This window comes from Enterobacter sp. JS8-1 (assembly GCF_049187015.1).
GTDB lineage: Bacteria > Pseudomonadota > Gammaproteobacteria > Enterobacterales > Enterobacteriaceae > Enterobacter > Enterobacter mori.
The window spans coordinates 1558635-1584342 of record NZ_CP185805.1 but is presented as its reverse complement, the minus strand read 5'-3'; the positions used below and the strand labels follow the sequence as shown (position 1 = coordinate 1584342).

The 25708-nt window shown below is 55.5% G+C and carries 27 protein-coding genes; 10 read left to right on the top strand and 17 right to left on the bottom strand.

The genetic code is table 11. The annotated features are described in order from the left end of the window. Positions 1-12: 12 nt before the first annotated feature. Together gspD and gspC are read right to left on the bottom strand one after the other, a co-directional pair. Complete coding sequence (gene gspD / locus ACOQH0_RS07465; RefSeq protein WP_421511889.1) at positions 13-1944, bottom strand: type II secretion system secretin GspD; 1932 nt, start codon at positions 1942-1944, stop codon at positions 13-15. Between the two features lie 12 nt (positions 1945-1956). Further along, positions 1957-2688, bottom strand: coding sequence for a type II secretion system protein GspC (gene gspC / locus ACOQH0_RS07460; protein ID WP_421512332.1), 732 nt, complete (start codon positions 2686-2688; stop codon positions 1957-1959). 299 nt (positions 2689-2987) lie between these two features. Between gspC and ACOQH0_RS07455 the strand changes: the two genes are divergently transcribed. Continuing rightward, positions 2988-4541, top strand: a complete 1554-nt coding sequence (locus ACOQH0_RS07455; RefSeq protein ID WP_421511888.1) for a peptidoglycan-binding protein — start codon at positions 2988-2990, stop codon at positions 4539-4541. Then, entirely contained in the window at positions 4541-5149 is a 609-nt protein-coding gene (locus ACOQH0_RS07450) for a hypothetical protein (RefSeq protein ID WP_421511887.1), read from the top strand. The genes ACOQH0_RS07455 and ACOQH0_RS07450 overlap by 1 nt, the downstream gene beginning before the upstream one ends. On the opposite strand, the gene ACOQH0_RS07445 is transcribed toward ACOQH0_RS07450, so the two are convergent. From ACOQH0_RS07445 to ACOQH0_RS07435, 3 genes are all read right to left on the bottom strand, one after another. Next, positions 5146-5769 carry a helix-turn-helix domain-containing protein gene (locus tag ACOQH0_RS07445; RefSeq protein ID WP_237846611.1) on the bottom strand — a complete coding sequence of 208 codons (624 nt, stop codon included), beginning with the start codon at positions 5767-5769 and terminating at the stop codon, positions 5146-5148. The two genes, ACOQH0_RS07450 and ACOQH0_RS07445, sit on opposite strands and share 4 nt — an antisense overlap. Positions 5770-6031: 262 nt before the next feature. Beyond that, positions 6032-6862: an N-acetylmuramoyl-L-alanine amidase gene (locus tag ACOQH0_RS07440; protein ID WP_421511886.1), complete on the bottom strand. Its 831-nt coding sequence runs from the start codon at positions 6860-6862 to the stop codon at positions 6032-6034. Beyond that, on the bottom strand, positions 6859-7182 hold the full coding sequence (locus tag ACOQH0_RS07435; RefSeq protein ID WP_006174327.1) for a heavy metal-binding domain-containing protein: 324 nt from the start codon (positions 7180-7182) through the stop codon (positions 6859-6861). Before ACOQH0_RS07435 ends, ACOQH0_RS07440 begins: the two co-directional genes overlap by 4 nt. Before the next feature lie 97 nt (positions 7183-7279). Here ACOQH0_RS07435 and ACOQH0_RS07430 point away from each other — a divergent pair, with 97 nt between their 5' ends. The 6 genes from ACOQH0_RS07430 to artJ all read left to right on the top strand — a co-directional run bounded on the left by ACOQH0_RS07430 (position 7280) and on the right by artJ (position 11806). Then, complete coding sequence (locus ACOQH0_RS07430) at positions 7280-7798, top strand: lipoprotein (protein WP_010429096.1); 519 nt, start codon at positions 7280-7282, stop codon at positions 7796-7798. Between the two features lie 226 nt (positions 7799-8024). Beyond that, positions 8025-8753 carry an arginine ABC transporter ATP-binding protein ArtP gene (artP, locus tag ACOQH0_RS07425; protein ID WP_010429094.1) on the top strand — a complete coding sequence of 243 codons (729 nt, stop codon included), beginning with the start codon at positions 8025-8027 and terminating at the stop codon, positions 8751-8753. Positions 8754-8772: 19 nt separating this feature from the next. Beyond that, the gene (gene artI / locus ACOQH0_RS07420) at positions 8773-9504 is read left to right on the top strand and encodes an arginine ABC transporter substrate-binding protein ArtI (protein ID WP_010429090.1); all 732 of its coding nucleotides are present in this window, start codon (positions 8773-8775) and stop codon (positions 9502-9504) included. Positions 9505-9510: 6 nt separating this feature from the next. Next, the gene (artQ, locus tag ACOQH0_RS07415; protein ID WP_421511885.1) at positions 9511-10227 is read left to right on the top strand and encodes an arginine ABC transporter permease ArtQ; all 717 of its coding nucleotides are present in this window, start codon (positions 9511-9513) and stop codon (positions 10225-10227) included. Next, the gene (gene artM, locus ACOQH0_RS07410) at positions 10227-10895 is read left to right on the top strand and encodes an arginine ABC transporter permease ArtM (RefSeq protein WP_010429086.1); all 669 of its coding nucleotides are present in this window, start codon (positions 10227-10229) and stop codon (positions 10893-10895) included. Before artQ ends, artM begins: the two co-directional genes overlap by 1 nt. A gap of 179 nt (positions 10896-11074) precedes the next feature. Continuing rightward, entirely contained in the window at positions 11075-11806 is a 732-nt protein-coding gene (gene artJ / locus ACOQH0_RS07405) for an arginine ABC transporter substrate-binding protein ArtJ (protein WP_021240923.1), read from the top strand. An 86-nt stretch (positions 11807-11892) separates the two neighbouring features. On the opposite strand, the gene ACOQH0_RS07400 is transcribed toward artJ, so the two are convergent. The 11 genes from ACOQH0_RS07400 to nfsA all read right to left on the bottom strand — a co-directional run bounded on the left by ACOQH0_RS07400 (position 11893) and on the right by nfsA (position 22738). Continuing rightward, complete coding sequence (locus ACOQH0_RS07400; protein WP_421511884.1) at positions 11893-13362, bottom strand: sensor histidine kinase; 1470 nt, start codon at positions 13360-13362, stop codon at positions 11893-11895. Continuing rightward, positions 13346-14053: a response regulator transcription factor gene (locus tag ACOQH0_RS07395; RefSeq protein WP_421511883.1), complete on the bottom strand. Its 708-nt coding sequence runs from the start codon at positions 14051-14053 to the stop codon at positions 13346-13348. The genes ACOQH0_RS07400 and ACOQH0_RS07395 overlap by 17 nt, the downstream gene beginning before the upstream one ends. A gap of 105 nt (positions 14054-14158) precedes the next feature. Beyond that, positions 14159-15298: a 23S rRNA (uracil(747)-C(5))-methyltransferase RlmC gene (gene rlmC / locus ACOQH0_RS07390; protein ID WP_421511882.1), complete on the bottom strand. Its 1140-nt coding sequence runs from the start codon at positions 15296-15298 to the stop codon at positions 14159-14161. Between the two features lie 165 nt (positions 15299-15463). After that, positions 15464-15937, bottom strand: coding sequence for a YbjO family protein (locus ACOQH0_RS07385; protein WP_042716348.1), 474 nt, complete (start codon positions 15935-15937; stop codon positions 15464-15466). Between the two features lie 65 nt (positions 15938-16002). After that, on the bottom strand, positions 16003-16848 hold the full coding sequence (gene potI / locus ACOQH0_RS07380) for a putrescine ABC transporter permease PotI (RefSeq protein ID WP_218307940.1): 846 nt from the start codon (positions 16846-16848) through the stop codon (positions 16003-16005). After that, on the bottom strand, positions 16845-17798 hold the full coding sequence (gene potH, locus ACOQH0_RS07375; RefSeq protein WP_042716351.1) for a putrescine ABC transporter permease PotH: 954 nt from the start codon (positions 17796-17798) through the stop codon (positions 16845-16847). Before potH ends, potI begins: the two co-directional genes overlap by 4 nt. Positions 17799-17807: 9 nt before the next feature. Next, on the bottom strand, positions 17808-18941 hold the full coding sequence (gene potG, locus ACOQH0_RS07370) for a putrescine ABC transporter ATP-binding subunit PotG (protein WP_042716353.1): 1134 nt from the start codon (positions 18939-18941) through the stop codon (positions 17808-17810). A 102-nt stretch (positions 18942-19043) separates the two neighbouring features. After that, on the bottom strand, positions 19044-20156 hold the full coding sequence (potF, locus tag ACOQH0_RS07365; protein ID WP_010429062.1) for a spermidine/putrescine ABC transporter substrate-binding protein PotF: 1113 nt from the start codon (positions 20154-20156) through the stop codon (positions 19044-19046). A gap of 352 nt (positions 20157-20508) precedes the next feature. Then, the gene (locus ACOQH0_RS07360; protein WP_421511881.1) at positions 20509-20985 is read right to left on the bottom strand and encodes a YbjN domain-containing protein; all 477 of its coding nucleotides are present in this window, start codon (positions 20983-20985) and stop codon (positions 20509-20511) included. 63 nt (positions 20986-21048) lie between these two features. Next, a complete protein-coding gene (gene rimK / locus ACOQH0_RS07355) occupies positions 21049-21951 on the bottom strand; it encodes a 30S ribosomal protein S6--L-glutamate ligase (protein ID WP_010429057.1) in 903 nt (300 codons plus the stop codon). 64 nt (positions 21952-22015) lie between these two features. After that, complete coding sequence (gene nfsA, locus ACOQH0_RS07350; protein WP_126543537.1) at positions 22016-22738, bottom strand: nitroreductase NfsA; 723 nt, start codon at positions 22736-22738, stop codon at positions 22016-22018. Between the two features lie 184 nt (positions 22739-22922). On the opposite strand from nfsA, the gene ACOQH0_RS07345 reads away from it, so the two are divergent. Then, positions 22923-23192: a GrxA family glutaredoxin gene (locus tag ACOQH0_RS07345; RefSeq protein ID WP_010429050.1), complete on the top strand. Its 270-nt coding sequence runs from the start codon at positions 22923-22925 to the stop codon at positions 23190-23192. A gap of 30 nt (positions 23193-23222) precedes the next feature. Here ACOQH0_RS07345 and ACOQH0_RS07340 read toward each other — a convergent pair whose 3' ends face one another. Then, a complete protein-coding gene (locus ACOQH0_RS07340; protein WP_042716356.1) occupies positions 23223-23597 on the bottom strand; it encodes an inner membrane protein YbjM in 375 nt (124 codons plus the stop codon). A 273-nt stretch (positions 23598-23870) separates the two neighbouring features. On the opposite strand from ACOQH0_RS07340, the gene ACOQH0_RS07335 reads away from it, so the two are divergent. After that, entirely contained in the window at positions 23871-25556 is a 1686-nt protein-coding gene (locus ACOQH0_RS07335) for an aspartate:alanine antiporter (protein ID WP_089598996.1), read from the top strand. Positions 25557-25708 lie beyond the last annotated feature (152 nt).

The window sequence follows — 25708 nt, the reverse complement described above, 5'->3', positions numbered from 1 at the left end:
CGTCACCTCCGCTTATTCTTTGAACGGGTTGCGGGACGCTGACGTCGCGGTTACGCCTGCGGGCGTCGCGTGACTCTGCTTCGGATAGGCCGGCAGCACCGGGCTATCGCTGTTTTCGAGAATGCCGAGTTTTTGCTCTTCCATACGCTGCTGCTGACGCGCGCGGATCTGATCGTATTTCTCTTTCGTCGCCGCGCTGTAGTTGTCGTCATCGCGCAGCACGGTGGTGTGGATAAACACCATCAGGTTACGTTTTGAGGTGTCCTGCGAGGTGTAGCGGAACAGCTGGCCCACCAGCGGCAGGTCGCCCAGCAGCGGCACTTTCGAGACGTTCTGCTTATTAACGTTCTCCATCAGCCCGCCCAGCACGACCGTCTGGCCACTGTGAACCATCACTTCGTTATTGATGGTACGGGTGTTGAAGGTTGGGCCAAGGCTGGCGTCTTCGGTGGCGCTGGCGTCCACGCTGGAGACTTCCTGCTCAATCTTCAGGTGGATCATGTCCCCGTCGTTGATCTGCGGAACAATCTTCAGCTTGGTACCGACGGTTTTACGCTCAACCGAGTTAAACACGTTGTCGCCGCTGGTGGTCTGGGAGCCGGACAGCACCGGCACATCCTGACCGACGTTGAACGAGGCTTCTTTGTTATCCAGCGTTACTACGCTTGGGGTGGAAAGAATGTCGTTCTTGCCAGTGGTTGACAGCGCGGTCATCAGCGCACCGAAGTCGCCGTTAAAGAAGCCGGTCGCCAGGCCCGTAAAGGAAGCGCCTTTGATCGTGCCGTTTTTGATCTGGCTGATTGGCAGACCGGTCGAACCGAACTGCACGCCGCCGTGCTTGCCGGTCCACTGCACACCGAGATCCATGCCGTTACCGTCCTGCACTTCAGCAATGATGGCTTCCACCAGCACCTGCGGACGGCGAATGTCCAGCTTGTCGATCACCTTCTCCAGCGAGTTCATGACGTTTGGCTGGGCGGTGATCACCAGTGAGTTGGTGGACTCATCGGCCGTGATATTCAGGTCGCTTGATGACGTTGAGGTGGTTTTGCTCTTCGCCGCACCGGCTTTGTCTTTCAGCTGTTCGCCAATGCCGGTGAGCACCGGCACCACTTTCGAGGCGTTGGCGTATTTCAGGTAGAAGACCCGGGTGTTGCCCTCGTTATTCTGCTCGCGATCGAGCTGGCCAATCAGCGAGCGGGTACGCGCACGCGCATCTTCGGTGCCGCTGATCACCAGGCTGTTGGTTTCGTCATCGGCCACCACTTTGGTCGCCAGCTGCGGCGCGTTCTGCCCTTTCTGCTCTTCGTTGTTGAGGTTGTTCAACATATCGGAGAGCTCTTTGGCGGACGCATAGCGCAGTGGCACAATTTCACGACGCTGCATGCCGGAACGATCCACGCGCTCAACCAGGTCCACCAGGCGGTTCACCACCGAGGCTTTACCGGTTAACAGCAGCACGTTCGAGGGTTCAAAGTGCACCACGTTCCCGATACCGGAGGCGTCATTCAGCTGACGCAGCAGCGGGGCCAGCTCGCGCACCGGCACGTTTTCCATGCGCACCACGCGGGTGATGATCTCATCCCCTTTGCCCGGGTTTTTGCTGTCGGCCACCGGAACACCGGCGGTACGCGCCACGCTTGAGCGCACCACTTTGACCATGCCGTTATCCATCGGAATAACGGACAGGCCGTAGAGATCCAGCACGCTCAGGAAGAACTGATAATATTCATCTTCTGACAGCACGTTATAGGTTCTCACCGACACGGTGCCCTGAACGGACGGGTCGACGAGAATGGTTTTATTCAGATTGCGACTTACCGTATCGATAAATTCGCGAATATCGGTATTTTTAAAGCTGGCGCTAAAGTTGGCTGCAAGCAGCGAACTGGAATATAACGACAATGCGGTCAGCGCCACGCACGCCCACGGAAATTTCTTCATGATGTACACTTGTTAATTGTTTAAAACATTAACCCGAATATTTTCAAGGTGAGCGTGCCGCCTGACGACGACCTCCGCCTCTTTCATTTTCGACCAGTTGGCGATGATATTTTTCGCCTGCGCTTCTTTCGTCATATCGACGTCGTTGACTTTCACTACCACATCCCCTTTTTCCAGCCCTGTATCGCTGTAAAAAGGAGACGCATTCCGTGGATTAATATTAAAGCCTTCCAGTTGGCCCTTATCGATTAACGGTTTTAACACCAGATAATCATCGAGATGCAGGCTGTCGGCGCCTGCATCTTTTTTCGATTTGGTGACCGGGCCGCTGTCAACGCCGCCCTTAAAATACGCCGGTTTATTGAGGGCCAGCGTCTGTTTCGCCCCCTCGTACTGCACAACGACGTTATCTTTATTAATTTCATCCACATAGGCGTCATCGAAGCCGACAAGCGGCTCTCCTTCCCGGTAGCTCTGCTGCCCGGCGGGCGTCTTGATCACGGCAAACGACAGCCAGGATTCATCGCTGCGAATAATGCCTTCGATTTCTGCGGATAACGGCGCTTTTACCGCAGCGGGCGCGTCGCTTTGACGCACTGCGGCGGTGAAAAGGCCAAAGTTTTTTTCAGCGTCACGGTTTTTTAGCGCCGGCTTATCCGCATTCGCTAACTTATTCGTAACTTTCTTATAATCTTTATAAACGACATAACCCTGCTGGCTGCAAAATATCAGCATGACAAGCATAATGCAGGGTGTCATTACACGGGAAAGGAGTGCGTTCCTCATTATTTATCCGGCCTTTTAGCAAAGCAGTCATTCGCAGCGACGTGCTGCATCACTTAGTGAGTTAATAATAATCAGCACCCTGAATGCCGACCATCTGCTTTGCTATTAACTTTCATGAAGAAATGTATTGACCGGAAAAAAGGGGAATGTTAGAGACCGACGGCAGGTTATTTTTACTCTGGTGTTAAATTGACCAGGACTGGTGCATCCCGTACTTTTCGCCCATTGCTATTAAAGAGAAGAGACGGTCAGTCGCTATGTATCAGAGCCATTTTAAATTCAGTACCCCTCCGTTCAGAACAATCACCCGTAAATCGGGCGATTTTCTGGTGCCGTATCATCAGGATGTGTTCAATCTTCTGAAAGAGAAAAGCCAGCAGGCAGGGATCACCGGGCTCTTTTACCACGACAGTGAACTGCTGGGGCAGTTCAGCGATGCGCTGAAGAGCAGCAGCGCCGTCGTCTCAATTAACGCGTTTCCAAAGCTGAGCGCCAGCAGCCTGCTGTATAAGCTCAACCCGTCGGCGAAAGAGAGCAAAAATAAACTGCAGGCCGTGGATGCCGTGCTGCGCCAGTGGCGAGATACCCGTGCAACGCAAAAGGTGCTGGTCATCACGCACGCTGAAGCGATGAAAAACAACAGCTATGATGTGCTGGCCATGCTGCTGACGCGTGCCCAGGAGCTGGACGTGCGTTTGTCGGTCATCCTGATGGGCAGTGAAGATCGGGAGACGATGCTGACAGACTCCGCGCTGCAGGAATTTGTTCTGACCAGCCACACCCTGCGCAACCTGACCTGCCGAGAATTTCTGAGCTATGTTGACGCCCAGTGCCAGGAGCATGGCGCGGACGTCTCCCCGCTGACGCCCGCTCGCGTGAAAAAGATCCACGCCCTGACCAAAGGCAACATCAGCAAGCTGAACGAGCTGGCGCACCTTTCCATGCTGGCCGCGTGGACCGAACGCGCGCCAAACGTCGGACCGCGCCATTTGCGTCTGGCGTGTGGCGAAGTGCTTCCGGCACCGAAACGCGGTAAAGCGCTAGCCTCCATCGGGCTGTTCGCCTCCGTGCTGTTCGCCGCCTGCGGCTGGATGATGACCTCTTCCATCACGGCAAAACTGCCGGTCGCGCTGCCGGTACCGGCCAGCTGGAAACAGCCGGTTAAAACGCCAGACGCGCCGGTGTTGCCGGTCATCGAACATGAAGTGGTAAACCAGCCTGATGCCATGCATCAGCTTTACGCCATGTGGGGGTATGACGCGTCAGCCGACGACGCGCTGTGTCAGAATGCCGGTAAAGTGAATTTGATGTGTAAACAGGGAAATGCCACCCTGGACTCGCTGGCGAATGAAGGTTATCCGTGGGTCAGCGAAATGAAAACGGGCGATCATATTAACTACGCCGTGGTGGCGCGCGCGGGGAAAGAGTCCCTCGACCTGCTGATGAATAATCGCACCTGGCAGGTGAGCCGCACCTGGTATAACCAGCACGCGACGGGGAATTACACCGTCCTGCATCGCCTGACGCCGGAAGGCAAAGACGAAATCACCGCCGCCAGCGGTAGCAAAGATCTCGAATGGCTGGATCAGCAGCTGAGCGTGGCGCTGGGCGAAAGCGAAACGCACGATAAAAACTGGACGGCGGAGCTGATGAAACGCCCCCGCGAATTCCAGCAGAAAATGCACCTTCGCGTTGACGGTATTCCGGGCGAAGACACGCTGATGCAACTGATGCGCGAAACCCATACCACGCCGAGCGTATTGATCCAGACAACCCAGGCCAACCCGACTACGCAAGAGAAACACGCATAATGTCTACCATCTGCCTTGCTGCCCAGCGTAGCTATACCACCGGGGAGCCGGTCTGGTTCTCATGGCGTTTACCGTCGTTCAGTAAAATCCTCAGCGTGACCGCGCTGTGGTGTCTTGGGCTGTGTGCGCTGATCGCGGCCGGCCTTTATGCGCACGTTTACTGGAATTTGCGCCACCCGGCACCTGTGATAAAAAAGGTGAGCGTGGCGAAACCGGAAACTACGCTGTCTGATATGCATTACGTATACGTGACGAAGCCGTTCCCGCATCCACATCCAAAACCCCAGCCGTTAAAAATGCAGGAAAATTTGCCGCCGATGAACAGTATGCCCATTAATAGCGACGAAAATGACTGGCAGCAGGCCCCCGATGGCGCGTTACCGGATAGCCCGGCCACGCATGACACCTCGCGCGATACCTTGCCGGGCACCGAGGCACACGAACAGGCAATGAAATCGGATGACGACAGCGCGTTAAAAGAGTTGTTTATGCAGGCGTTAAAACAGCAGCAGGATGATATGTCGAAGGGGAAAATGCCCGCGCCACCGGTTGATGAAACGCAGAGCGCGTCTCCTTCTGTCATAAAAGGAGACGCCGGAGGGGATTAATATTTTTCAGGTAAGGCGGACAGGCTGAGTAGTCGCCCTTTTTCCACCACAATATATTGACCTTTTTTCAGGTCTGAGAGGATTTTAATAATGGTACTGCGCGCCAGGTTAGTGTATTCCTGAATGTAATCATAAATATTAATATCTCGCTGATGCTGTACAATCAGCTCGTTAATTTCAATCAGGAATTCACGCACTACGGAATAGGCACTGCGGGCAACTAAAACGTCATCACGTTTGCTGAGCATACAGATATACCATGCCAGCACTTTGGTTAAATCTGGCCACAGATCGTGCTGGGTCATTAAACGGTGGAATTCTTCTTTATTTATTGAACGGACAACCGCATTGCTGCGAACCACGCCGTGCATATGTGTAGAGTTATAAAAAATGGCGGAGAGACCAAAGATACACTGCCCCTGTAGGGTGAAAATACATAAATCATCAGAGGAACGGCGAAACTCAACTTCGCCACTGACAATGATATGAATATCATCTGATTTTTCCGTTGATATCTTTTGCCATTTTCTTAATGTTTTCTCCTCATAGTCTGAGGTTGCTTCAATAATGGCTGCCATTTCATTATGGGGACGCGTGCTTTTACCAAAAATAGTTAACATTGATATACCTAATTAAGATGTTTAAAGGAGAAAGCTTTCGGCAAATATTGATGTTGCCGTAAAGTTAATTTTGTATTCTTTTAAAATTAAAAAAACCGAACCAGCGCTGGTTTTTAAAATTGATTCATGTCTTGAATCGATGAGTCCATCTTAATTGAGGGCGATTTTAAATCAATTAACTTAAAATGAATTGAGAATGTACTTAAGATTAATCTGAAGAGCATTCAAAGCTAATCTATTTGTTCAGGGTATTCCTGAAGGATTATCCCTGCCCGTACTTCTCTAAAAGAGCTTCAGCGATGGCCATCGTTTCCACATCAGCGACGCCGTTCCACAGCTGCGGCCTGAAGTGCATCTGGAACACCATGATGATGCGCTTCTGCTGGGCAGGCGTGCTGTTGTCTGGCACCTCGTAGCCATAGCGCGCGAGTAAATCCATCAGCGCTGCGGTGTCCACCACCTGATACGGCGGTCGCCCGTTCATATAGAACGCGACGCGTCCGGCGTCAGGCCAGGCGCCAATTCCCTGCTGCGCCAGCTCGCGCCAGGGGAAGAGCGGACCGGGATCGTCTTTGCGCTGCGGGGCGATGTCCGAATGGGCTACCACGTTCTCAGGTTTGATGTTGTAGCGGGCGATAATGTCTTTGGCGAGCGGCACCAGCGCCGCAATTTGCGCAGGCTCAAAAGGGGTAAAGTGCTTAACGCCAGACGTTTTTTGCCAGCCACGGTTCTCCAGCTCAATCCCCACCGACGTATCGTTGATACGGTTGGTGCCGCGCCAGAAGCTGATCCCGGCATGCCACGCCAGTTCGCTTTCAGGCACCAGCTGCCAGATACGCGGTTTGCCATCAGGAGCAGGAGGAATTGCCGGAATGAGATAGTGGGAGCTGACATTTTTGTCCGTTAAGGTCGCCAGCGAGCTGTCAAAATCATCCGCGGTATAGTGGATAACCAGCACCTTAATACGCGGGTAGGCCGCCTGCGCCTGGTGGCGGGTATCCAGCTCGTAGGCACCTTTATCAATAACGCCTTTTTCCGTGGCGCACCCTGCCAGCAGCAGCGCCAGCAGGAGTGTTGAAAGCGAACGCTTCATCGACGGGTTTTCACCGCCGTGCCGCTTACGCTCACCATCAGCATACTGGCGTCTTTACCGACCGTTTCGTAGTCAATATCAATGCCGACAACGGCATCGGCGCCCAGCGCTTTTGCCTGCTCGCCCAGCTCTTTAAAGGCAATTTCGCGGGCCTTGCGCAGCTCTTTCTCGTAAGCACCCGAGCGTCCGCCGACGATGTCGCGAATACCGGCAAAAAAGTCGCGGAAGATGTTGGCGCCCAGAATCGCTTCGCCCGTCACGACGCCGCAATACTCGGTAATTGGCTGCCCTTCCAGGGTTGGGGTGGTGGAAAACTGCATACTTTCTCTCCTTCTTTAGCGTTCAATGCCTTACCACCAGCATTATCGGTTCGTTACGCTATGATTGAAAGGATAGTTAATAAATAAGGAAATCAACATGCGCTACTCTGCTTTAACGCTTTTAGTGCCTTGCGCGCTGGTGCTCAGCGCGTGCACCACCCCGGTCACGCCAGCCTTTAAGGATATCGGTACCCGCAGCGGCCCCTGCATTGACGGTGGCCCGGATACCGTGGCGCAACAGTTCTATGATTATCGTATTCAGCATCGCGGTAACGATCTTACTGCCCTTCGTCCGTATTTGAGCGATGGTCTGGCCAAACTGCTGAACGATGCGACCCGCGATCCGCAGCATAACGCGCTGCTTCAGTCGGACCCGTTCTCCAGCCGCGCAACGCTGCCCGACAGCGCCGAAGTCGCGAGTGCTTCCACCATCCCAAACACCGATGCGCGCAATATCCCGCTGCGCGTGAAGCTGACCCAGGGCACCCAGTCCTGGCAGGATGAAGTGCTGATGATCCGCGAAGGCCAGTGCTGGGCCGTCGACGATGTACGCTACATCGGCGGCAGCGTTCATGCCCCGGCAGGCACGCTGCGACAGTCGATTGAGAACCGCTAAAGCATCAGTTAAATAATTGTTAACCCCGTAAAATGTCCGGCATTTCTCGCGGAATGCCGACATTTATACTCGCCCCCCTTGCCCTTCGCTATTTTGTGCTATGTTTAAGAGGAAATACGGGTTATATTTAACTTTTAACGCAGAAATATTGCATAACTATTCTGTCAACGGTACTATCTGCGGCCTCAATTGCTATAGATTGCCTGGATGAGTAAAGACTGCCCCGATGAGTATTAAACTAAACGGCATTAACTGCTTCTACGGCGCACACCAGGCGCTGTTCGACATCACGCTGAACTGCCCGGAGGGCGAAACGCTGGTTTTGCTCGGCCCAAGCGGCGCAGGCAAAAGTTCCCTTCTGCGTGTCCTCAATCTGCTTGAAATGCCCCGCTCGGGTACGCTGGCGATTGCCGGTAACCATTTTGATTTTGCGAAAACGCCGTCTGATAAAGCGATTCGTGAACTGCGTCAAAACGTGGGCATGGTCTTTCAGCAATACAATCTCTGGCCGCACCTGACCGTTCAGCAAAACCTGATTGAAGCCCCGTGCCGCGTGCTCGGTTTAAGCAAGGACCAGGCGATGGCGCGTGCCGAAAAGCTGCTGGAACGTCTGCGTCTTAAGCCGTACAGCGATCGCTATCCTCTGCACCTCTCCGGCGGTCAGCAGCAGCGTGTGGCGATTGCCCGCGCGCTGATGATGGAGCCTGCGGTTCTGCTGTTTGATGAACCTACCGCGGCGCTGGACCCTGAAATCACCGCCCAGATCGTGAGCATTATTCGCGAGCTGGCGGAAACCAATATTACGCAGGTGATCGTGACCCACGAGGTGGAAGTGGCGCGTAAAACCGCCAGCCGCGTGGTGTATATGGAAAACGGGTATATCGTTGAGCAAGGTGATGCGGGCTGCTTCGCTAACCCGCAAACCGATGCCTTTAAAAACTATTTATCTCATTGATTGTGTCAGGGGAAATATAATGAAAAAAGTATTACTTGCCGTGCTGCTTGCTGGCGTTACCCTTTCCGCTACCGCAGCCCAGACCATTCGTTTCGCCACCGAAGCGTCTTATCCTCCGTTTGAGTCTATCGATGCGAACAATAAAATTGTGGGCTTCGACGTAGACCTGGCTAACGCCCTGTGTAAAGAGATCGACGCGACCTGTACCTTCAGCAACCAGGCGTTCGACAGCCTGATCCCGAGCCTGAAGTTCCGCCGCATCGACGCCGTAATGGCCGGTATGGACATCACCCCTGAGCGTGAAAAGCAGGTGCTGTTCTCTACCCCTTACTACGATAACTCCGCCCTGTTCATCGGGCAGAAAGGCAAGTTCACGTCCATCGACCAGCTGAAAGGCAAGAAAGTGGGTGTGCAGAACGGCACCACGCATCAGAAATTCATCATGGATAAACATCCGGAAATCACCACCGTTCCGTATGACAGCTACCAGAACGCGAAGCTGGATCTGCAGAACGGCCGTATCGACGGCGTGTTTGGTGATACCGCGGTGGTGACTGAATGGCTGAAAGCTAACGACAAGCTGGCGCCAGTGGGCGACAAAGTGACCGATAAAGCCTATTTCGGTACCGGTCTGGGCATCGCCGTGCGTCAGGGCAACACTGAGCTGCAGCAGAAATTCAACGCTGCGCTGGAAAAAGTGAAGAAAGACGGCACCTACGAAACCATCTACCAAAAATGGTTCCAGAAGTAATTCCTGATGAATGAAATTCTTCCATTAGCAAGCGCCGCCGGGATGACCGTCGGCCTTGCCGTTTGCGCACTGATTATCGGCCTTGTGCTGGCGATGTTCTTTGCGGTGTGGGAATCAGCAAAATGGTTCCCCATCGCCTGGACAGGTTCCGCACTGGTGACCGTGCTGCGTGGGCTGCCGGAAATTCTGGTGGTCCTGTTTATCTATTTCGGTTCCTCACAGCTGCTGCTGACGCTGTCGGACGGCTTCACGATCAATCTCGGCTTTGCACAAATCCCAGTGCAGATGCAGATTGAAAACTTCGACGTCAGCCCGTTCCTGTGCGGCGTGATTGCCCTCTCCCTGCTTTATTCTGCCTACGCGTCACAAACGCTGCGCGGGGCGCTGAAGGCGGTTCCGCAAGGACAGTGGGAATCCGGCCAGGCGCTCGGCATGTCGAAAGCGGCGATCTTTTTCCGCCTGGTGATGCCGCAGATGTGGCGTCATGCCCTGCCAGGACTGGGTAACCAGTGGCTGGTGTTGCTGAAAGATACCGCGCTGGTGAGCCTCATCAGCGTGAACGATTTAATGCTGCAGACCAAAAGTATCGCCACCCGTACCCAGGAGCCGTTTACCTGGTACATCGTGGCGGCGGCGATCTACCTGGTGATCACGTTGCTGAGTCAGTACATCCTCAAACGCATCGACCTGCGTGCAACGCGTTTTGAACGGAGACCGGGCTGATGCTTGACTACTTACCCGAGCTGATGAAGGGGCTGCACACCAGCCTGACGCTGACCGTGGCGTCCATCGTCGTGGCGCTGATCCTGGCGCTGATCTTCACCATCATCCTGACGCTGAAAACGCCGGTGCTGGTGTGGATCGTGCGTGCCTACATCACCCTGTTTACCGGCACGCCGCTGCTGGTGCAGATCTTCCTGATTTACTATGGCCCGGGCCAGTTCCCGTCGCTGCAGGAGTATCCGGTTATCTGGCATCTGCTCTCTGAGCCGTGGCTGTGTGCCCTGATTGCGCTCTCATTGAACAGTGCGGCCTATACCACCCAGCTGTTCTACGGGGCGATCCGCGCCATTCCTGAAGGACAGTGGCAGTCCTGCGGGGCACTGGGCATGAGCAAGAAAGACACGCTGGCGATCCTGCTGCCGTATGCCTTCAAGCGCGCGCTCTCCTCCTATTCCAACGAAGTGGTGCTGGTGTTCAAGAGTACGTCTCTGGCCTACACCATCACGCTGATGGAAGTGATGGGCCACGGACAGCTGCTGTACGGACGCACCTACGACGTCATGGTGTTTGGGGCGGCGGGGCTGGTGTATCTGGTGGTCAACGGTCTGTTGACGCTGATGATGCGCCTGATCGAGCGTAAAGCGTTGGCGTTTGAGCGCAGAAATTAACCTGCCAAATGCATAAATCTGTATATCAAAGGCGGGTAACCTGATGGGTTATCCGCTTTTTTTTGTGTGATATACAATATTTAATCATATTTATTGCATATAAATTCATTAACTGGCATTGTACATCCATGCCGCAGACACGGCGCATAATGACAAGATAGACAGACGGGAGCATTACAATGAAAAAGTTAGTTCTGGCCGCATTACTGGCAACCTTCGCCGCTGGCGCATCCGCTGCGGATAAAATCAATTTTGGCGTTTCCGCCACCTATCCGCCGTTTGAATCGCTGGATGCCAGCAACCAGATCGTCGGTTTCGACATCGACCTGGCGAAAGCGCTGTGCAAACAGATGCAGGCCGACTGCACCTTTACCAACCATGCCTTCGACAGCCTGATCCCGTCGCTGAAATTCAAAAAATACGATGCGGTGATCTCCGGGATGGATATCACGCCTGAGCGCAGCAAGCAGGTTGCGTTCACCGACCCGTACTACGCCAACTCGGCGGTGGTGATTGCGAAGAAAGGCGCTTATACCTCTTTCGATCAGCTGAAAGGCAAACGCATCGGGATGGAAAACGGCACCACGCACCAGAAATACCTGCAGGACAAACATCCTGAAGTGAAAACCGTGGCCTATGACAGCTACCAGAACGCGATTATCGACCTGAAAAATGGCCGTATCGACGGTGTATTCGGTGACACCGCCGTGGTGAACGAATGGCTGAAAACCAATCCGCAGCTGGGAACGGCAACCGAGAAAGTGACCGATCCGCAGTACTTTGGTACAGGCCTGGGTATCGCGGTACGCCCTGATAACAAGGCCCTGCTGGAAAAACTGAACGGCGCGCTGAAAGCGATTAAAGCGGACGGTACGTATCAGAAAATCAGCGAGCAGTGGTTCCCACAGTAATGGTTTTTGCCGGGTGACGGCTGCGCCTTACCCGGCCTACGGGGGGAGTTGTAGGCCGGGTAAGCGCAGCGCCACCCGGCACTCTCTCACAACGGCACGAAGAACCTGAACCGCGCCCCGCTCATCGACTCCATCAACCTGATCCCACCCCCGTGCAACTCCAGCATCCGCTTAACGATTAACAGCCCCAACCCGCCGCGATTCTCACGCGACGCCTGGGTCGTCAATGCCGACGGCCGCTGGAACAGATCGTCTCGCAGCGCGGCATCGACGCCCGTTCCGCTGTCTGCCACTTCGACCTGAAGCTGTTGATTCTCCAGCCAGACCGCCAGACGAATTTCCCCGCCGGTCGGCGTATGGCGCATCGCGTTATCGAGCAGGTTGGTCACCACACGCTCGATCATCGACACATCGGCAAACACCTGCGGCAGCGGTCCCGGCACGTCAATATGCAGATTCACCTCGCGCGTGCGGGCGGTGAGCTCAAATTTCTGCGCCACGTCGGAAATCAGCTCCGCCATCGCGAACCGCTCGCGCTGCGGCTTTATGCCGCCGTGCTCCAGGCGCGCCAGCTCAAACAGCTGCTGTGAAAGATGGCGTACCTTTTGCCCCTGTCGGAGCGCGGTAGCGAGATACTGCTGGTGCTCCTGCGGTGTCAGGGTCGCGGATTTTAGCGACAGGGTTTCCAGGTAGCCCAGCAGCGAGGTGAGCGGCGTGCGAAGGTCGTGCGAAATGTTGGCGATAAACTCCCGGCGCTGGCGATCGCTGTCGGCCAACTGGTCCCACTGTTGGGTAATTTTGCGTGCCAGCTCGATAAAGCTGTTGCGCAGGATCGCCACTTCATCCTTTGCCGTCGCGTCCGGCGTCTCTAGCGCCAGTTGTCTGATTGCGCTTATGCTGTCCTGATCCAGCCCGGCGACCTCGACCGTCAGCTCTTTTACCGGGCGCGTGACCCAGTACCAGACCAGCAAGCCTGCCAGCAGCCCAAACAGCGCCACCCACAGCAGTGACCACAGCACCGTGCTCCACAGCGCCTTATGCCAGGCCATCTCCGCCAGCGCGTTCGACTCCTCGCCCTGCAAAATAATGTACAGATAGCCTTTTAGCTCACCGTCCTGCCGCAGCGGCGTGGCGCTAAAGACTTTTTTATTCTGGCTGCGCGGATCGTCACCCAATACCGGAATAGCGGTACCGCTCAGGAAGGTCTGAACCGGCGCCAGGTCGATTTTTTGCCGCTGAATGTGGCCCGGCGGTGCGGCATCGGCCAGGATATCGCCGTCCGGGGAGACGACGTACAGCTCAACGCTCGGATTAAAGGTCATCAGCCGGTCAAACAGCGGCTTGAGTGACGTTCGGTCGACCCTGCCCCGCGCGTCCAGAATCGGTTCGCGCTGGACTATCTGCTGCGCCAGCCCGCCCGACAGCCGCTGCACCATCGCATTACCGTACTGCGTACTGCTATAGAGCTGTACCGCGCAGGCGACGGTGGCGCAGAGCATCATCAGCAGGATGAACAGCAGCGTCAGGCGCTGGCTCAGGCTAAAGCGGCGCATCATGATTTGGCTCCGCAAATTTATAGCCCTTGCCCCAGACGGTGCGAATAATCTCCGGCTCGGCGGCGTCCTTCTCAATCTTGATGCGCAGGCGGTTGATATGGGTGTTAACGGTGTGCTCATAGCCTTCGTGCTGATAGCCCCAGACCTGCTCCAGCAGCGCTAACCGGGAAAACACCTCGCCGGGATGACGGGCAAAGAAGTACAGCAACTCGAATTCACGCGGCGTGAGATCCACCACCTGGCCGTGAAGCAGCACGCTGCGCGCCAGCGGATCGATAGTCAGCCCGTGTGCCTGAATTTGACCGTCGGTTTGCGCCTGCCCCATCGCCTGCTGGCGGCGGAACAGCGCTTTGATGCGCGCAATCAGCTCCTGCACCGAGAACGGCTTAGCCAGATAATCATCGGCACCGGTTTCCAGCCCGGTGATGCGGTCGGTTTCGCTGCTGCGGGCGCTGATGATGATCACCGGCAGGTAGCGCGTCATCTGACGGATGCGGCGGCAAATCTCGAGCCCGTCAACGTTGGGCAGCATCAGGTCGAGGATCACCGCATCCCACGGCTGTTTTTCAAGACGCTGCAGGGCGTTGCCCCCGTCGGGCTCGTGGGTGATGCCGTAGCCTTCATCTTCTAAATTGAGTCGCAGAAGCGCCGCGATATCGTGGTCGTCTTCCACCAGCAGGATCTGCTTCATGGGTAAGCCTTCAATCATTTCTTATGACGTAAGCTTACCTGATTTCGCAGGGATGAAGAGTTCACATTTTGTTGAACATTGTGCGGGGTTCATGCCGGGTGGCGGCTACGCCTTACCCGGCCTACGGATTAACAACGTCAACACTTCATAATGCGCGGTATGCGGGAACATATCGAAAAGCTGCACGCGTTCAATGCGGTAGCCCGGCAGGTTAGCGATGTCTTTCGCCATGGTCTGCGCGTTACAGCTGGAGTAAACGATGTATTCCGGTGCCATCTGGCTCAGATAGTCGCACAGCGCCTTTCCGATGCCACGGCGCGGCGGGTTCACCAGCACCAGTTCCGGCACGTTGCCCTGGCCGGTCGCAAACTGGGTGGAGTCCAGCGCCTGGAAGCGCAGATTCGTTAACCCCAGTTCGGCGGCGGACTGTTTCGCGCAGGCAATCGCTTCGGCGGAGATCTCAATTCCGGTGAGCTGCATCTCTGGCGTCGCGCAGTGCAGGCCAAAGCCGCCCACGCCGCAGAACAGATCCCACATATGCTGGATGTTTAACGCACGCACCCAGTCGCGGGCGGTGGCGTACAGACTGCTTGCCACGGCCGGGTTAGTCTGGAAGAAGCTTTGCGGGCGGATCCACAGTGGCACATCGTTGAAATTCTCGGCCAGCGCGTGCTGTTCGGTGAAGAAAATCTCTTTCTCCCCCTCCATGATCGCCATATGCACCGGCTGAATATTTGCGGTAATGACCTTAAGCTGCACAAGCTGTTCCTGCAGCCACGGTATCGCCGCGCGCAACTGCTCCAGCTTGGATTCGGAGCGCAGCACGAAGCGCAGCATCAAGCCGCCGTCTTTCTGGCTTTCGGTCAGCAGAAGGTATTTCAGCTCGCCGCGCTTGCGGGCGACGTTGTAAGGCGTTAAGCCCGCACGCGCGATAAAAGGTTTCAGTGCGGCAAAGACGGGCTCAAACGAGGCGGGGTAAAGCGGACAGTCGGTTAAGTCTTCCGGCGTGCCGTCGCGGTGTAACATTCCCAGCAGCGGTTTTTCAACGCTGCCGCTGACCACCATTTTGGCTTTGTTGCGAAAGCCCTGCTCCGGGCCGCTGACGGGTGCGCACCACTCGCCCACCGCGTGTGCTGCCAGCAGCTGTTGCAGGTTGGCCATTTTGGCGGTGAGTTGTTGAGAGACCGGCTGTTCTATCCACTGACAGGAGCGGCAGCGTCCGGCGTCAAAGAGTGCGCACTGCATATGAAAACCTTAAGAATCACGAGGGCTGCGATTATATACACAAAATCATTCAAGTTGTATCAAGGCGGCAAGTCTGAGAATCCCCAGGAGCTTACTCAAGTAAGTGACTGGGGTGAACAGACGCGGCCAACGCAGAGACGGCTTGAAGGATGACGTGTATACACATTATTGCAGGCGGAAGAATCTCCGACTGGAAGCCGGGATATAAAGCAGGCAGAGCACCAGCATGTCCGGAAGCTTTTGCATCACCAGCGACTGGAAAATTTCCCGCCGGGAACCACCGGGAATGCTAAACAGTTCAGGATATCCGTAGCCCAGCGAAGCCGCCCACAAATAACCCGCAGCAATGATTTGCGTCAGCAGATAGACCCAGCGCGCCCAGTTGCGCCCTTTGACCAGCGAGAATGCACAGTAGATTTCAATAAACACCAGCACCAGGCTGCTCAAAAAAACCAGCGTCAGATTCCACGTCTGTACGCTGCGGTGAATGAATTCACCGATGCCGCGGGCGCCTAAGGTGTTCAGAATCATCAGCACGTCCAGACAGCGGATCATAATAATGGCGAGCGCCGCCACCTGCACCAGCGCAGGAACGTTCGGACGAGCATGCGTATGACGTGTTTTTTGAAAGAATCCCAATGTTTTACTTCCCTGAAAAACAGTGCCGCGTCATGCGCGGCACTTCACTGGAAATTTTAAATGCTTCAGCCGCGTCTTGCACGCTGGATATCACGCACCCGCTGCTTTTCCGCGCGCGCCATCAAATACCAGGCGATAAATCCGACAATTCCGACTACGCCGAGGATAATTGACGCCAGGGCGTTGATCTCCGGATTCACCCCCATACGCACGCTGGAGAAGACCAGCATTGGCAGCGTCGTCGCGCCCGGCCCGGAAACGAAACTGGCGATAACCAGATCGTCGAGCGAGAGCGTAAACGCCAGCAGCCAGCCGGAGATCACCGCAGGCATAATCATCGGCAGCGTGATGATGAAGAAGACCTTCAGCGGCGTGGCGCCGAGATCCATCGCAGCCTCCTCAATAGAGCGATCCAGCTCGCGCATACGTGACGAGATCACCACCGCCACGTAGGCGGTACAGAAGGTGACGTGGGCCAGCCAGATGGTGAGCATGCCGCGATCCGCCGGCCAGCCGATGGCGTGCGCCAGGGCAACGAACAGCAGCAGCAGCGACAGGCCGGTGATCACATCCGGCATCACCAGCGGCGCGGTGATCATAAAGGCAAAGCCGTTCGAACCGCGAAAACGCCCGAAGCGCACCATCACCAGCGCGGCGATGGTGCCCAGAACACAGGCCATCGTGGCCGCCAGGGCGGCAATGGTCAGGCTCAGCCCCACCGCGCTCATCATCGCATCGTCGTGGAACAGCTCGCTGTACCAGCGCGTCGACCAGCCCGCCCAGACCGTTACCAGCTTAGAGCTGTTGAAGGAGTAGATCACCAGCATCAGCATCGGTGCATACAGGAAGGTAAAGCCAATCACCAGGATCGCAATTCGCCACGGGGAGCGCACTACCGGTAAGTTGTTCATCCGTGGTCTCCCATCTGTTTCTGCTGATGCTTGTGGAACCACATGATCGGCACGATCAGCAGCAACAGCATCACGATCGCCACCGCCGAGGCCACCGGCCAGTCGCGGTTATTGAAGAACTCCTGCCACAGCACGCGGCCAATCATGATGCTGTCCGGGCCGCCGAGCAGTTCAGGGATCACAAACTCCCCTACCGCCGGGATAAAGACCAGCATTGACCCGGCGATAATGCCGCCTTTGGTCAGCGGGACAATGACGCTGAAGAACGTTTTCAACGGGCGCGCGCCGAGATCGAGCGACGCTTCCACCAGCGAGTAATCAATGCGCGTCAGGGCCGTGTATATCGGCAGCACCATAAACGGTAGATAGGCGTAAACAATCCCGATATAGACCGCAAGGTTGGTATGCAGGATGGTCAACGGCTGGTCGATTACCCCGAGCCACATCAGAAAGTTATTCAGTATGCCGTTGTTTTTCAGGATCCCCATCCACGCGTAAACGCGGATCAGGAACGAGGTCCACGACGGCAAAATCACCAGCAGCAGCAAAATATTCCGCGTCGACGGCTTGCTGTGCGCGACCGCCCAGGCCAGCGGATAGCCCATGAGAAGGCAGCAGATCGTCGAGATCGCCGCCACCTGCAGCGACTGCAAATAGGCTTCGAAATAGAGCGGGTCGTCGGTGAGCTGCAGGAAATTGCCCAAGTTTAAGGTCAGCGTCAGCTGCCCGTCGGCCCAGTCCAGCAGGTTGGTATACGGCGGGATCGCCCGCGCCATTTCTGCCAGGCTGATCTTGAAAACAATCAGGAACGGCAGCAGGAACAGCAGGATCAGCCAGATATACGGCATGGCGATCACCAGCTTGCGGCCGTGGTTCATCTGCATGCGCGCCAGCCAGTGGGCAAAACCGCCCGGTTTTTTGACGCGGGCTGGAGGTTCAAGTGTACTCATGATCGCTCCTTATACCGTCAGTACGACGCAGCTGTCTGCATCCCAGCACAGGCGTACTTCGTCGCCCCAGGTCGGCTGTCCCTTGCGATAGCGATGTTCGTTCTGCAACTGGGCGCTGAGCATTTGTCCGCTTTTCAGACGCACATGGTAAATAGACAGGTCGCCCAGATAGGCAATGTGCACCACTTCCCCGACGGCAAAGTTATAGCCATCGGCAGGCGGATCCTCACAGAGCATGATCTTCTCTGGACGCAGAGCAACGTAGACCGGCACGTTATCTAATACCGAGTTATCAGAGTCGACCTTAAGCGGATGCTGCAGCCCCGGCGATTCGATGACCAGCCCGTCTTCCTGACGATCTTTCAACAGCCCTTCGAAGACGTTCACCGAGCCGATAAACTCCGCGCTGTAGCGCGTAGTCGGATGCTCGTAAATCTCTTCCGGCTCGCCGATCTGCACGAACTTACCGCGGTTCATGATCGCGATACGTCCGGCCATGGTCATCGCCTCTTCCTGGTCGTGGGTAACCATCACGCAGGTCACGCCCACGCGCTCGAGAATGTCCACCACTTCGAGCTGCATGCGGTCACGCAGCTTTTTATCCAGCGCGCCCATCGGTTCGTCGAGCAGCAATAATTTCGGACGTTTTGCCAGACTGCGGGCCAGCGCCACGCGCTGGCGCTGGCCGCCGGAGAGCTGGTGCGGTTTACGCTTCGCGAACTCCTGCATGTGCACCAGGCTCAGCATCTCGGCCACGCGCGCGGTAATTTCAGCCTTCGGCAGTTTGTCCTGCTTCAGGCCAAAGGCGATGTTTTGCTCCACCGTCATGTGCGGAAACAGCGCGTAGGACTGAAACATCATATTAATCGGACGCTGATACGGCGGCACGCTGGACAGGTCTACGCCGTCCAGCACGATTTGCCCGGCGGTAGGCTGTTCAAAACCCGCCAGCATACGCAGCAGGGTCGATTTTCCACAGCCGGATGCGCCCAGCAGCGCGAAGATTTCGCCTTTGTAGATCGTCAGGCTGACGTCGTCCACGGCATGCTGGCCGTCGAAAGATTTGGTGAGGTTACGAATTTCAAGCAGCGGGGTCAGCGCTTTACGGACTTTCGCCTGCGGGCGGGGGATCGCGTCATTCACGGGGTGTTCTCCGGTAGAGATCAAAACTGGTGCAGGCGCACCAGAACGGTGCGCCTGTTGCCGGGGTCGCTAACGCTTGCCCGGCCTACGACTCACGGTAAGTTATTTACCGCTCTTCACCTTGGTCCACGCGCGGGTACGCACGCGGTCAATTTTGGGATCCTGAACTTTCAGGGTGAACAGCTTGGCAAACACGTCTGCCGGTGGATAAATCGCCGGGTTATTGCGGATCTCTTCGCTTACCAGCGGCACCGAGGCCTTGTTACCGTTCGCGTAGTAAACATGGTCGCTGATGTGGGCAATCACGTCCGGGCGCATCAGATAGTTGAGGAACTGATAGGCTTCGTCTTTGTTCTTCGCATCAGCAGGCATCGCGAAGACGTCGAAGAACGCCAGCGCCCCCTCTTTTGGAATGAAGTAAGAGACGTTCACGCCGTTTTTCGCCTCTTTCGCGCGGTTAGCCGCCTGCCACACGTCACCTGCCCAGCCGATTGCGACGCAGATGTCGCCGTTTGCCAGGTCGTTGATGTACTGGGAAGAGTGGAAGTAGCGAATATTTGGACGCAGCTTCAGCAGCAGATCGGTCGCCGGGCCGGTGTAGTCATTGGCTTTGTTGCTGTTCGGGTCTTTACCCAGGTAATTCAGCACGGTGGCGAAAATCTCTTCCGGCGCATCAAGGAAGGAGACGCCGCAGCTTTTCAGTTTCTCAAGGTTTTCCGGCTTCAGCACCACATCCCAGCTGTCCAGCTTGACGTCCGGGCCGAGCGCCGCTTTCACTTTATCGACGTTGTAGCCGATACCGGTGGTCGCCCACAGATAAGGCATCGCGTATTTGTTGTCCGGGTCGTGCTTCGCCACCAGCTTCAGCACTTCCGGGTCGAGGTTTTTCCAGTTCGATAATTTGCTCTTATCCAGCGGCTGGAAAACGCCTGCGGTCAGCTGACGCTCAAGGAAGCTCGCAGAGGGCACCACCAGGTCAAAACCGGTGCTGCCCGCCATCAGTTTTCCTTCCAGCACTTCGTTGGAATCGAAAACGTCATAGACCACTTTAATGCCGGTCTCTTTTTCAAAATTAGCGACCGTATCCGGCGCGATATAGTCAGACCAGTTATAAACGTGCAGCGTTTTTTGTTCCGCAGCGAGCGTGCCGGCAGAGACGGCCATCAGAGCACCCGCAACCAGACCCGATAACCATTTTTTATTCAAGGCGATCATAGTGTTATTCCTTCTGAAAGCTCGTTAACAAACGAACCAAAACTGTGCAATCTGGATATATGCAAAAATCATGCATAGTTTGTCGTTCTGCCCGAAATAAAAATAAACCCCTTTCCTGGCAGGTTCCGCTCGCTTTTTTGTAAGCATCGCAAGAATAACTGTAGCCCGTGTCTCCGGCTATAGCCCAGACGAAAAAACGCCTTTTATCAATTTTTTATGCAGGTTATGTCTACGTGATAAGCCGAAAGGGCCTTCAGGGAGGTGAAAAATTCTTTAAGGAAAGGTTAAAAGCAGCAGAAAAAATGGCGTTATGCAGCCGCTCTGGCAGCGACTGCGCAAAAGTCAGATAGGCTTAGTGGAGAAAATTGGGAGATGCATCATTATTCTCTGCGTCATCTTCCGCGCTATACAGCAGATGATGTGCATTGGCTTCCATCATGACCATCGAAATTTGCTCTTCACTCAAGCGCATAAACCAGGCGAACTGCTTAAAGGATAAGCCAGCACCGGAGAATAAAGACTGGCAAACGACCAGTTTTGGCAGATTATCATCCTGTATGTCGAGAAATGCTTTCACCGTCAAGGAACTGGCGTTGATGGCCGAGAGATCGGAAGCCAGCGCCAGCAGCGCGGACGGCTTCACTTCGGCCAGCGCGGAGAAAAGGATCACGTCGTTAATCAGATCGACTTTAGCATCTAAAATGGCGTCGAAATTCTGCATATGAGGCAGATGCAGCGCCTGGCAGGAATCGCATTCAAAGAAGGTGATACCGGCATCATCAAGCCATTGACGTAACGTATCCAGTGTTGGAACGACCTGTAAATCCATCGCTGTGCAGCCTCTTATATAAAAACTTTGCATAGATTACGCAAAAAGCGTGCTCAATACCATTTAACCGCCCGTTTTCAGACAGTAACCCGGCGTGGCATGACGCTCGATCCAGGCGATCATTTTACCCGCAATATCGACACCTGTGGTTTTTTCCACGCCTTCCAGCCCCGGCGAGGCATTGACCTCCATTACCAGCGGCCCGCGTGTCGCCCGCAGAAGATCGACTCCGGCCACGTCCAGCCCCAGCGTTTGCGCCGCCTTTACGGCAATCTCTCGTTCACGCTCGCTGATCTCTGCAACCCGCGCCACGCCCCCGCGATGGAGATTTGAACGGAAATCGCCCTCTTTCGCCTGACGCTCGATGGCGGCAACCACCTCATTTCCGACCACGAAGCAGCGAATATCGCGACCTTTGGCCTCTTCGATATACTCCTGCACCAGAATATGCGCATTCAGGCCGCGAAAGGCGTCAATCACGCTTTCCGCTGCCTGCCGCGTTTCTGCCAGCACCACGCCAATACCCTGCGTGCCTTCCACCAGTTTGATGACCAGCGGCGCACCGCCCACCATGTCGATCAGATCGCTGGTGTCATCCGGTGAATGGGCAATTCCGGTGACGGGAAGATCAATCCCCTGACGGGCGAGCAGCTGTAGCGAACGCAGTTTATCGCGGGCGCGGGAAATGGCGACAGATTCATTGAGCGGATAGCTGCCCAGCATCTCGAACTGGCGCAGCGCGGCGGTGCCGTAATAGGTGATCTGAGAGCCGATGCGGGGGATCACCGCATCGAAATGCGGCAGCTTGCGGCCTTTGTAGTGAATCGACGACGCAGCAGGGTCGATGTTCATATAGCAGGACATCGGATCGAGGATCTCAACCTGATGCCCGCGTTTTGCCGCCGCCTCGCGCAGGCGTTTACATGAATAGAGCGTTCCATCCCGGGACAATATGGCAATTTTCACCCTGCACCTCTCTGAAGACATGGATAAAGCCTGCCTATCATACACGAGGCGCAGGAGGAATGGACTACCGCGTCGCCCAGCCCTGTTTATGAAGATAATCGAGAATAAACGGGCGATTTTCTTTAATGATGGTGCGACGAATATGGTCAGTCCAGGTATCGCGACGGTTATTGCTGCCGCGCGTCATGTAGTAGTTCGCCAGCTCTTCATCATACTGATTCAGGACGTCCTGATTGACCGGCTGGTAGTGGTTTTCATGCACCAGCATCGCCGCAGGAATACGCGGTTTCAGATCCGGGTTATCCGCAGGCCAGCCGAGGCACAGGCCGAACAGCGGCAGCACATGTTTTGGCAGCTTCAGCAGCTCGGTCACACTTTCGATGTTATTGCGCAGGCCGCCGATGTAGACGCCGCCTAACCCCAGCGATTCCGCCGCCGTAAAGGCGTTTTGCGCCATCAACGCAGTATCCACCACGCCCAGCAGCAGCTGTTCGGCCAGCCCCAGTTCGGCTTCAGGGCAGATTTGCAGATGGCGGTTAAAGTCGGCGCAGAACACCCAGAACTCTGCCGCCTGCGCCACATGCTTCTGCCCGCCGGTCAGCGTGACCAGCTGCTCGCGCATGGCCGGGTCGGTGATGCGGATAATCGAACTGCACTGCAGGAAGCTGGAGCTGGAGGTCGCCCTGGCGCTGTCAATAATCGCGGCACGCTGCGCCTCGGTAATTGGCTCATCGGTGAAGTGGCGAATGGAACGGTGGGACTGGAGCAGGTCTATGGTTGGCGTCATCTTCTCTCTCTTTATCTTGCTAAAACCTTATGGCAGCCAGTATAGGCAATGATGTGCGCGGTGTAATTGGCGAAACATAGCTCATAGATATTATAACGACAGGCGAAACCTTCTTTAATGACGGCGGGTTATGGGGCACTATACGTGTCATTCGCCGTCAGGCTTGTTTTTTGAGGAGAGAGAAATGTTTGCAGTAATTTTTGGTCGTCCAGGGTGCCCTTACTGTGTTCGCGCGAAAGAGCTGGCTGAGAAACTGACCGAAGAGCGCGATGACTTCAACTTCCGCTACGTGGATATCCACGCGGAAGGCATCACCAAAGCGGATCTCGAAAAAACCGTCGGCAAGCCGGTTGAAACCGTACCGCAGATCTTCCTCGATCAGAAACACATCGGCGGCTGCACTGACTTTGAAGCCTACGCCAAAGAAAACCTGGGCCTGTTTGCTGCTCAGTAATGCGAAGATGCCCTCACCGCGAGGGCGTTTTTATTGCGGATGTTTGCGCCGGTGCAGCAGGCTGCGCACAAACAGATAGCAAAGCGCCCCCAGCGCACACCAGAACACCCCGCTCAGTAACCACGCCAGCTCCTGCCACAAACTTCTTGTCGGGACATACATCAGACGCATCATCAGCAGGCACAGCGGTGCTGCCAGCATGGCCCCGAGCAGAGGCTTGATTACCTCTCCTTTACGCGAGAGAAAACTGGCTGCGGCGCCCGGCAGGATGAAAAAGAGCAAGCCCAGTTCCGGATGACCGGACGCCCTGAATGCCCCCTTCACATTAAAAGCGAGCGACATGCAAACGACCGTAAACAGCAAAAAGCAGCTGACCACGCCCGCCCAGTTTCGTTTAATGTTCAAACTATCCTCCTGACTTATCTCTATCAAATACAACTTCGTCCAGTGGACGCCCAGTCAGATAAAGCAGTACGGCAATCCTTGCCAAAGCACGCACAGGCTGATGCGATAATAGGTGGCTGTCGGTAGCTAATACGATTAAACTAACCGCCAGCGCATGTTTTAGGGAATTTATTAGGAAGCAGGGAGTCGTGAAGTCTTTCCCTGGCCCTAAAAACAGTAGCCCAAATAGTCCTTTCATTCAACAACTTACTGGTAAACAAGAAGTTAGCCTCCGTGAATATAAACGTCGCAGACTTGTTAAATGGGAATTACATCCTGTTATTATTTGTGGTACTGGCGTTGGGCCTTTGCCTGGGTAAATTGCGCCTGGGTTCAGTTCAACTGGGTAATTCCATTGGCGTTTTAGTCGTCTCTTTATTATTAGGTCAGCAGCATTTCAGTATTAACACGGATGCGCTCAATTTAGGCTTCATGCTGTTTATTTTTTGTGTTGGCGTGGAAGCGGGGCCGAACTTTTTTTCAATTTTCTTCCGCGACGGCAAAAATTACCTGATGCTGGCGCTGGTGATGGTCGGCAGCGCGCTGCTGATTGCGTTAGGACTGGGCAAACTGTTTGGCTGGGATATCGGGTTAACTGCCGGTATGCTGGCAGGCTCCATGACATCCACCCCGGTGCTGGTGGGTGCGGGTGATACCCTGCGTCATTCCGGCATGCAAGGCGCACAGCTTTCCACCGCGCTCGACCACCTGAGTCTGGGCTATGCATTGACTTACCTTATTGGTCTGGTGAGCCTGATTGTCGGTGCGCGCTACCTGCCAAAATTGCAGCACCAGGATCTGCAGACCAGCGCACAGACAATTGCTCGCGAGCGCGGCCTGGACACGGACACCAAGCGTAAAGTCTATCTACCTGTGATCCGCGCCTATCGCGTCGGGCCGGAGCTGGTGGCCTGGACCGACGGCAAAAACCTGCGCGAGCTGGGCATTTACCGCCAGACGGGCTGTTACATCGAACGTATTCGACGCAACGGCATTCTGGCAAACCCGGACGGCGACGCGGTGCTGCAGATGGGCGATGACATCGCGCTGGTGGGTTACCCGGACGCTCATGCCCGTCTCGATCCGAGCTTCCGCAACGGTAAAGAGGTGTTCGACCGCGACCTGCTCGACATGCGTATCGTCACCGAAGAGATCGTGGTGAAAAACCATAACGCCGTTGGCCGCCGTCTGGCGCAGCTGAAGCTAACCGACCACGGCTGCTTCCTCAACCGCGTGATCCGCAGCCAGATTGAGATGCCCATCGACGACAACGTCGTGCTCAACAAAGGTGACGTTTTGCAGGTGAGCGGCGACGCACGACGCGTGAAAACCGTTGCTGACCGCATCGGCTTTATCTCCATCCACAGCCAGGTCACCGACCTGCTGGCCTTCTGCGCGTTCTTTATCGTCGGCCTGATGATCGGGATGATCACCTTCCAGTTCAGCAACTTTAGCTTCGGCATCGGTAACGCCGCCGGGCTGCTGTTCGCCGGGATCATGCTGGGCTTCCTGCGAGCCAACCACCCAACCTTCGGCTACATTCCGCAGGGCGCACTGAACATGGTGAAAGAGTTTGGTCTGATGGTGTTTATGGCAGGCGTCGGCTTGAGCGCCGGGAGCGGCATCGGCCACAGCCTGGGTGCCGTCGGCTGGCAGATGTTGGTTTCCGGACTTATCGTCAGCCTGGTGCCGGTGGTTATTTGCTTCTTGTTCGGCGCCTACGTGCTGCGCATGAACCGCGCCCTGCTCTTCGGGGCAATGATGGGCGCACGTACCTGTGCGCCTGCCATGGAAATTATCAGCGATACCGCGCGCAGCAATATCCCGGCCCTGGGGTATGCAGGCACCTATGCTATCGCTAACGTACTGCTCACGCTGGCGGGTACGCTGATCATCATCATCTGGCCAGGACTCGGATAAGTCTCAAGTTTGCGCGTGGTGAAAATTATTTTCGTTACGCGCAGAACTTTTTTATCAGGGGGCAGTCATAACTAGTGCCACTGCTTTTCTTTGATGTCCCCAATTTGTGGAGCCCATCAACCCCGCCGTTTTGGTTCAAGGTTGATGGGTTT

Coding starts and splice junctions, on each gene's coding strand:
- ACOQH0_RS07395 (WP_421511883.1), bottom strand. CDS start 14,053: ATGAAGCAGATCCTGCTGGTGGAAGACGACCACGATATCGCGGCGCTT.
- potI (WP_218307940.1), bottom strand. CDS start 16,848: ATGAACAACTTACCGGTAGTGCGCTCCCCGTGGCGAATTGCGATCCTG.
- artQ (WP_421511885.1), top strand. CDS start 9,511: ATGAATGAAATTCTTCCATTAGCAAGCGCCGCCGGGATGACCGTCGGC.
- ACOQH0_RS07345 (WP_010429050.1), top strand. CDS start 22,923: ATGTTTGCAGTAATTTTTGGTCGTCCAGGGTGCCCTTACTGTGTTCGC.
- gspD (WP_421511889.1), bottom strand. CDS start 1,944: ATGAAGAAATTTCCGTGGGCGTGCGTGGCGCTGACCGCATTGTCGTTA.
- ACOQH0_RS07430 (WP_010429096.1), top strand. CDS start 7,280: ATGCGCTACTCTGCTTTAACGCTTTTAGTGCCTTGCGCGCTGGTGCTC.
- ACOQH0_RS07400 (WP_421511884.1), bottom strand. CDS start 13,362: ATGATGCGCCGCTTTAGCCTGAGCCAGCGCCTGACGCTGCTGTTCATC.
- ACOQH0_RS07440 (WP_421511886.1), bottom strand. CDS start 6,862: ATGAAGCGTTCGCTTTCAACACTCCTGCTGGCGCTGCTGCTGGCAGGG.
- artP (WP_010429094.1), top strand. CDS start 8,025: ATGAGTATTAAACTAAACGGCATTAACTGCTTCTACGGCGCACACCAG.
- rlmC (WP_421511882.1), bottom strand. CDS start 15,298: ATGCAGTGCGCACTCTTTGACGCCGGACGCTGCCGCTCCTGTCAGTGG.
- artI (WP_010429090.1), top strand. CDS start 8,773: ATGAAAAAAGTATTACTTGCCGTGCTGCTTGCTGGCGTTACCCTTTCC.
- ACOQH0_RS07445 (WP_237846611.1), bottom strand. CDS start 5,769: ATGTTAACTATTTTTGGTAAAAGCACGCGTCCCCATAATGAAATGGCA.
- ACOQH0_RS07360 (WP_421511881.1), bottom strand. CDS start 20,985: ATGGATTTACAGGTCGTTCCAACACTGGATACGTTACGTCAATGGCTT.
- artM (WP_010429086.1), top strand. CDS start 10,227: ATGCTTGACTACTTACCCGAGCTGATGAAGGGGCTGCACACCAGCCTG.
- artJ (WP_021240923.1), top strand. CDS start 11,075: ATGAAAAAGTTAGTTCTGGCCGCATTACTGGCAACCTTCGCCGCTGGC.
- gspC (WP_421512332.1), bottom strand. CDS start 2,688: ATGCTTGTCATGCTGATATTTTGCAGCCAGCAGGGTTATGTCGTTTAT.
- potF (WP_010429062.1), bottom strand. CDS start 20,156: ATGATCGCCTTGAATAAAAAATGGTTATCGGGTCTGGTTGCGGGTGCT.
- ACOQH0_RS07455 (WP_421511888.1), top strand. CDS start 2,988: ATGTATCAGAGCCATTTTAAATTCAGTACCCCTCCGTTCAGAACAATC.
- potH (WP_042716351.1), bottom strand. CDS start 17,798: ATGAGTACACTTGAACCTCCAGCCCGCGTCAAAAAACCGGGCGGTTTT.
- nfsA (WP_126543537.1), bottom strand. CDS start 22,738: ATGACGCCAACCATAGACCTGCTCCAGTCCCACCGTTCCATTCGCCAC.
- ACOQH0_RS07435 (WP_006174327.1), bottom strand. CDS start 7,182: ATGCAGTTTTCCACCACCCCAACCCTGGAAGGGCAGCCAATTACCGAG.
- ACOQH0_RS07450 (WP_421511887.1), top strand. CDS start 4,541: ATGTCTACCATCTGCCTTGCTGCCCAGCGTAGCTATACCACCGGGGAG.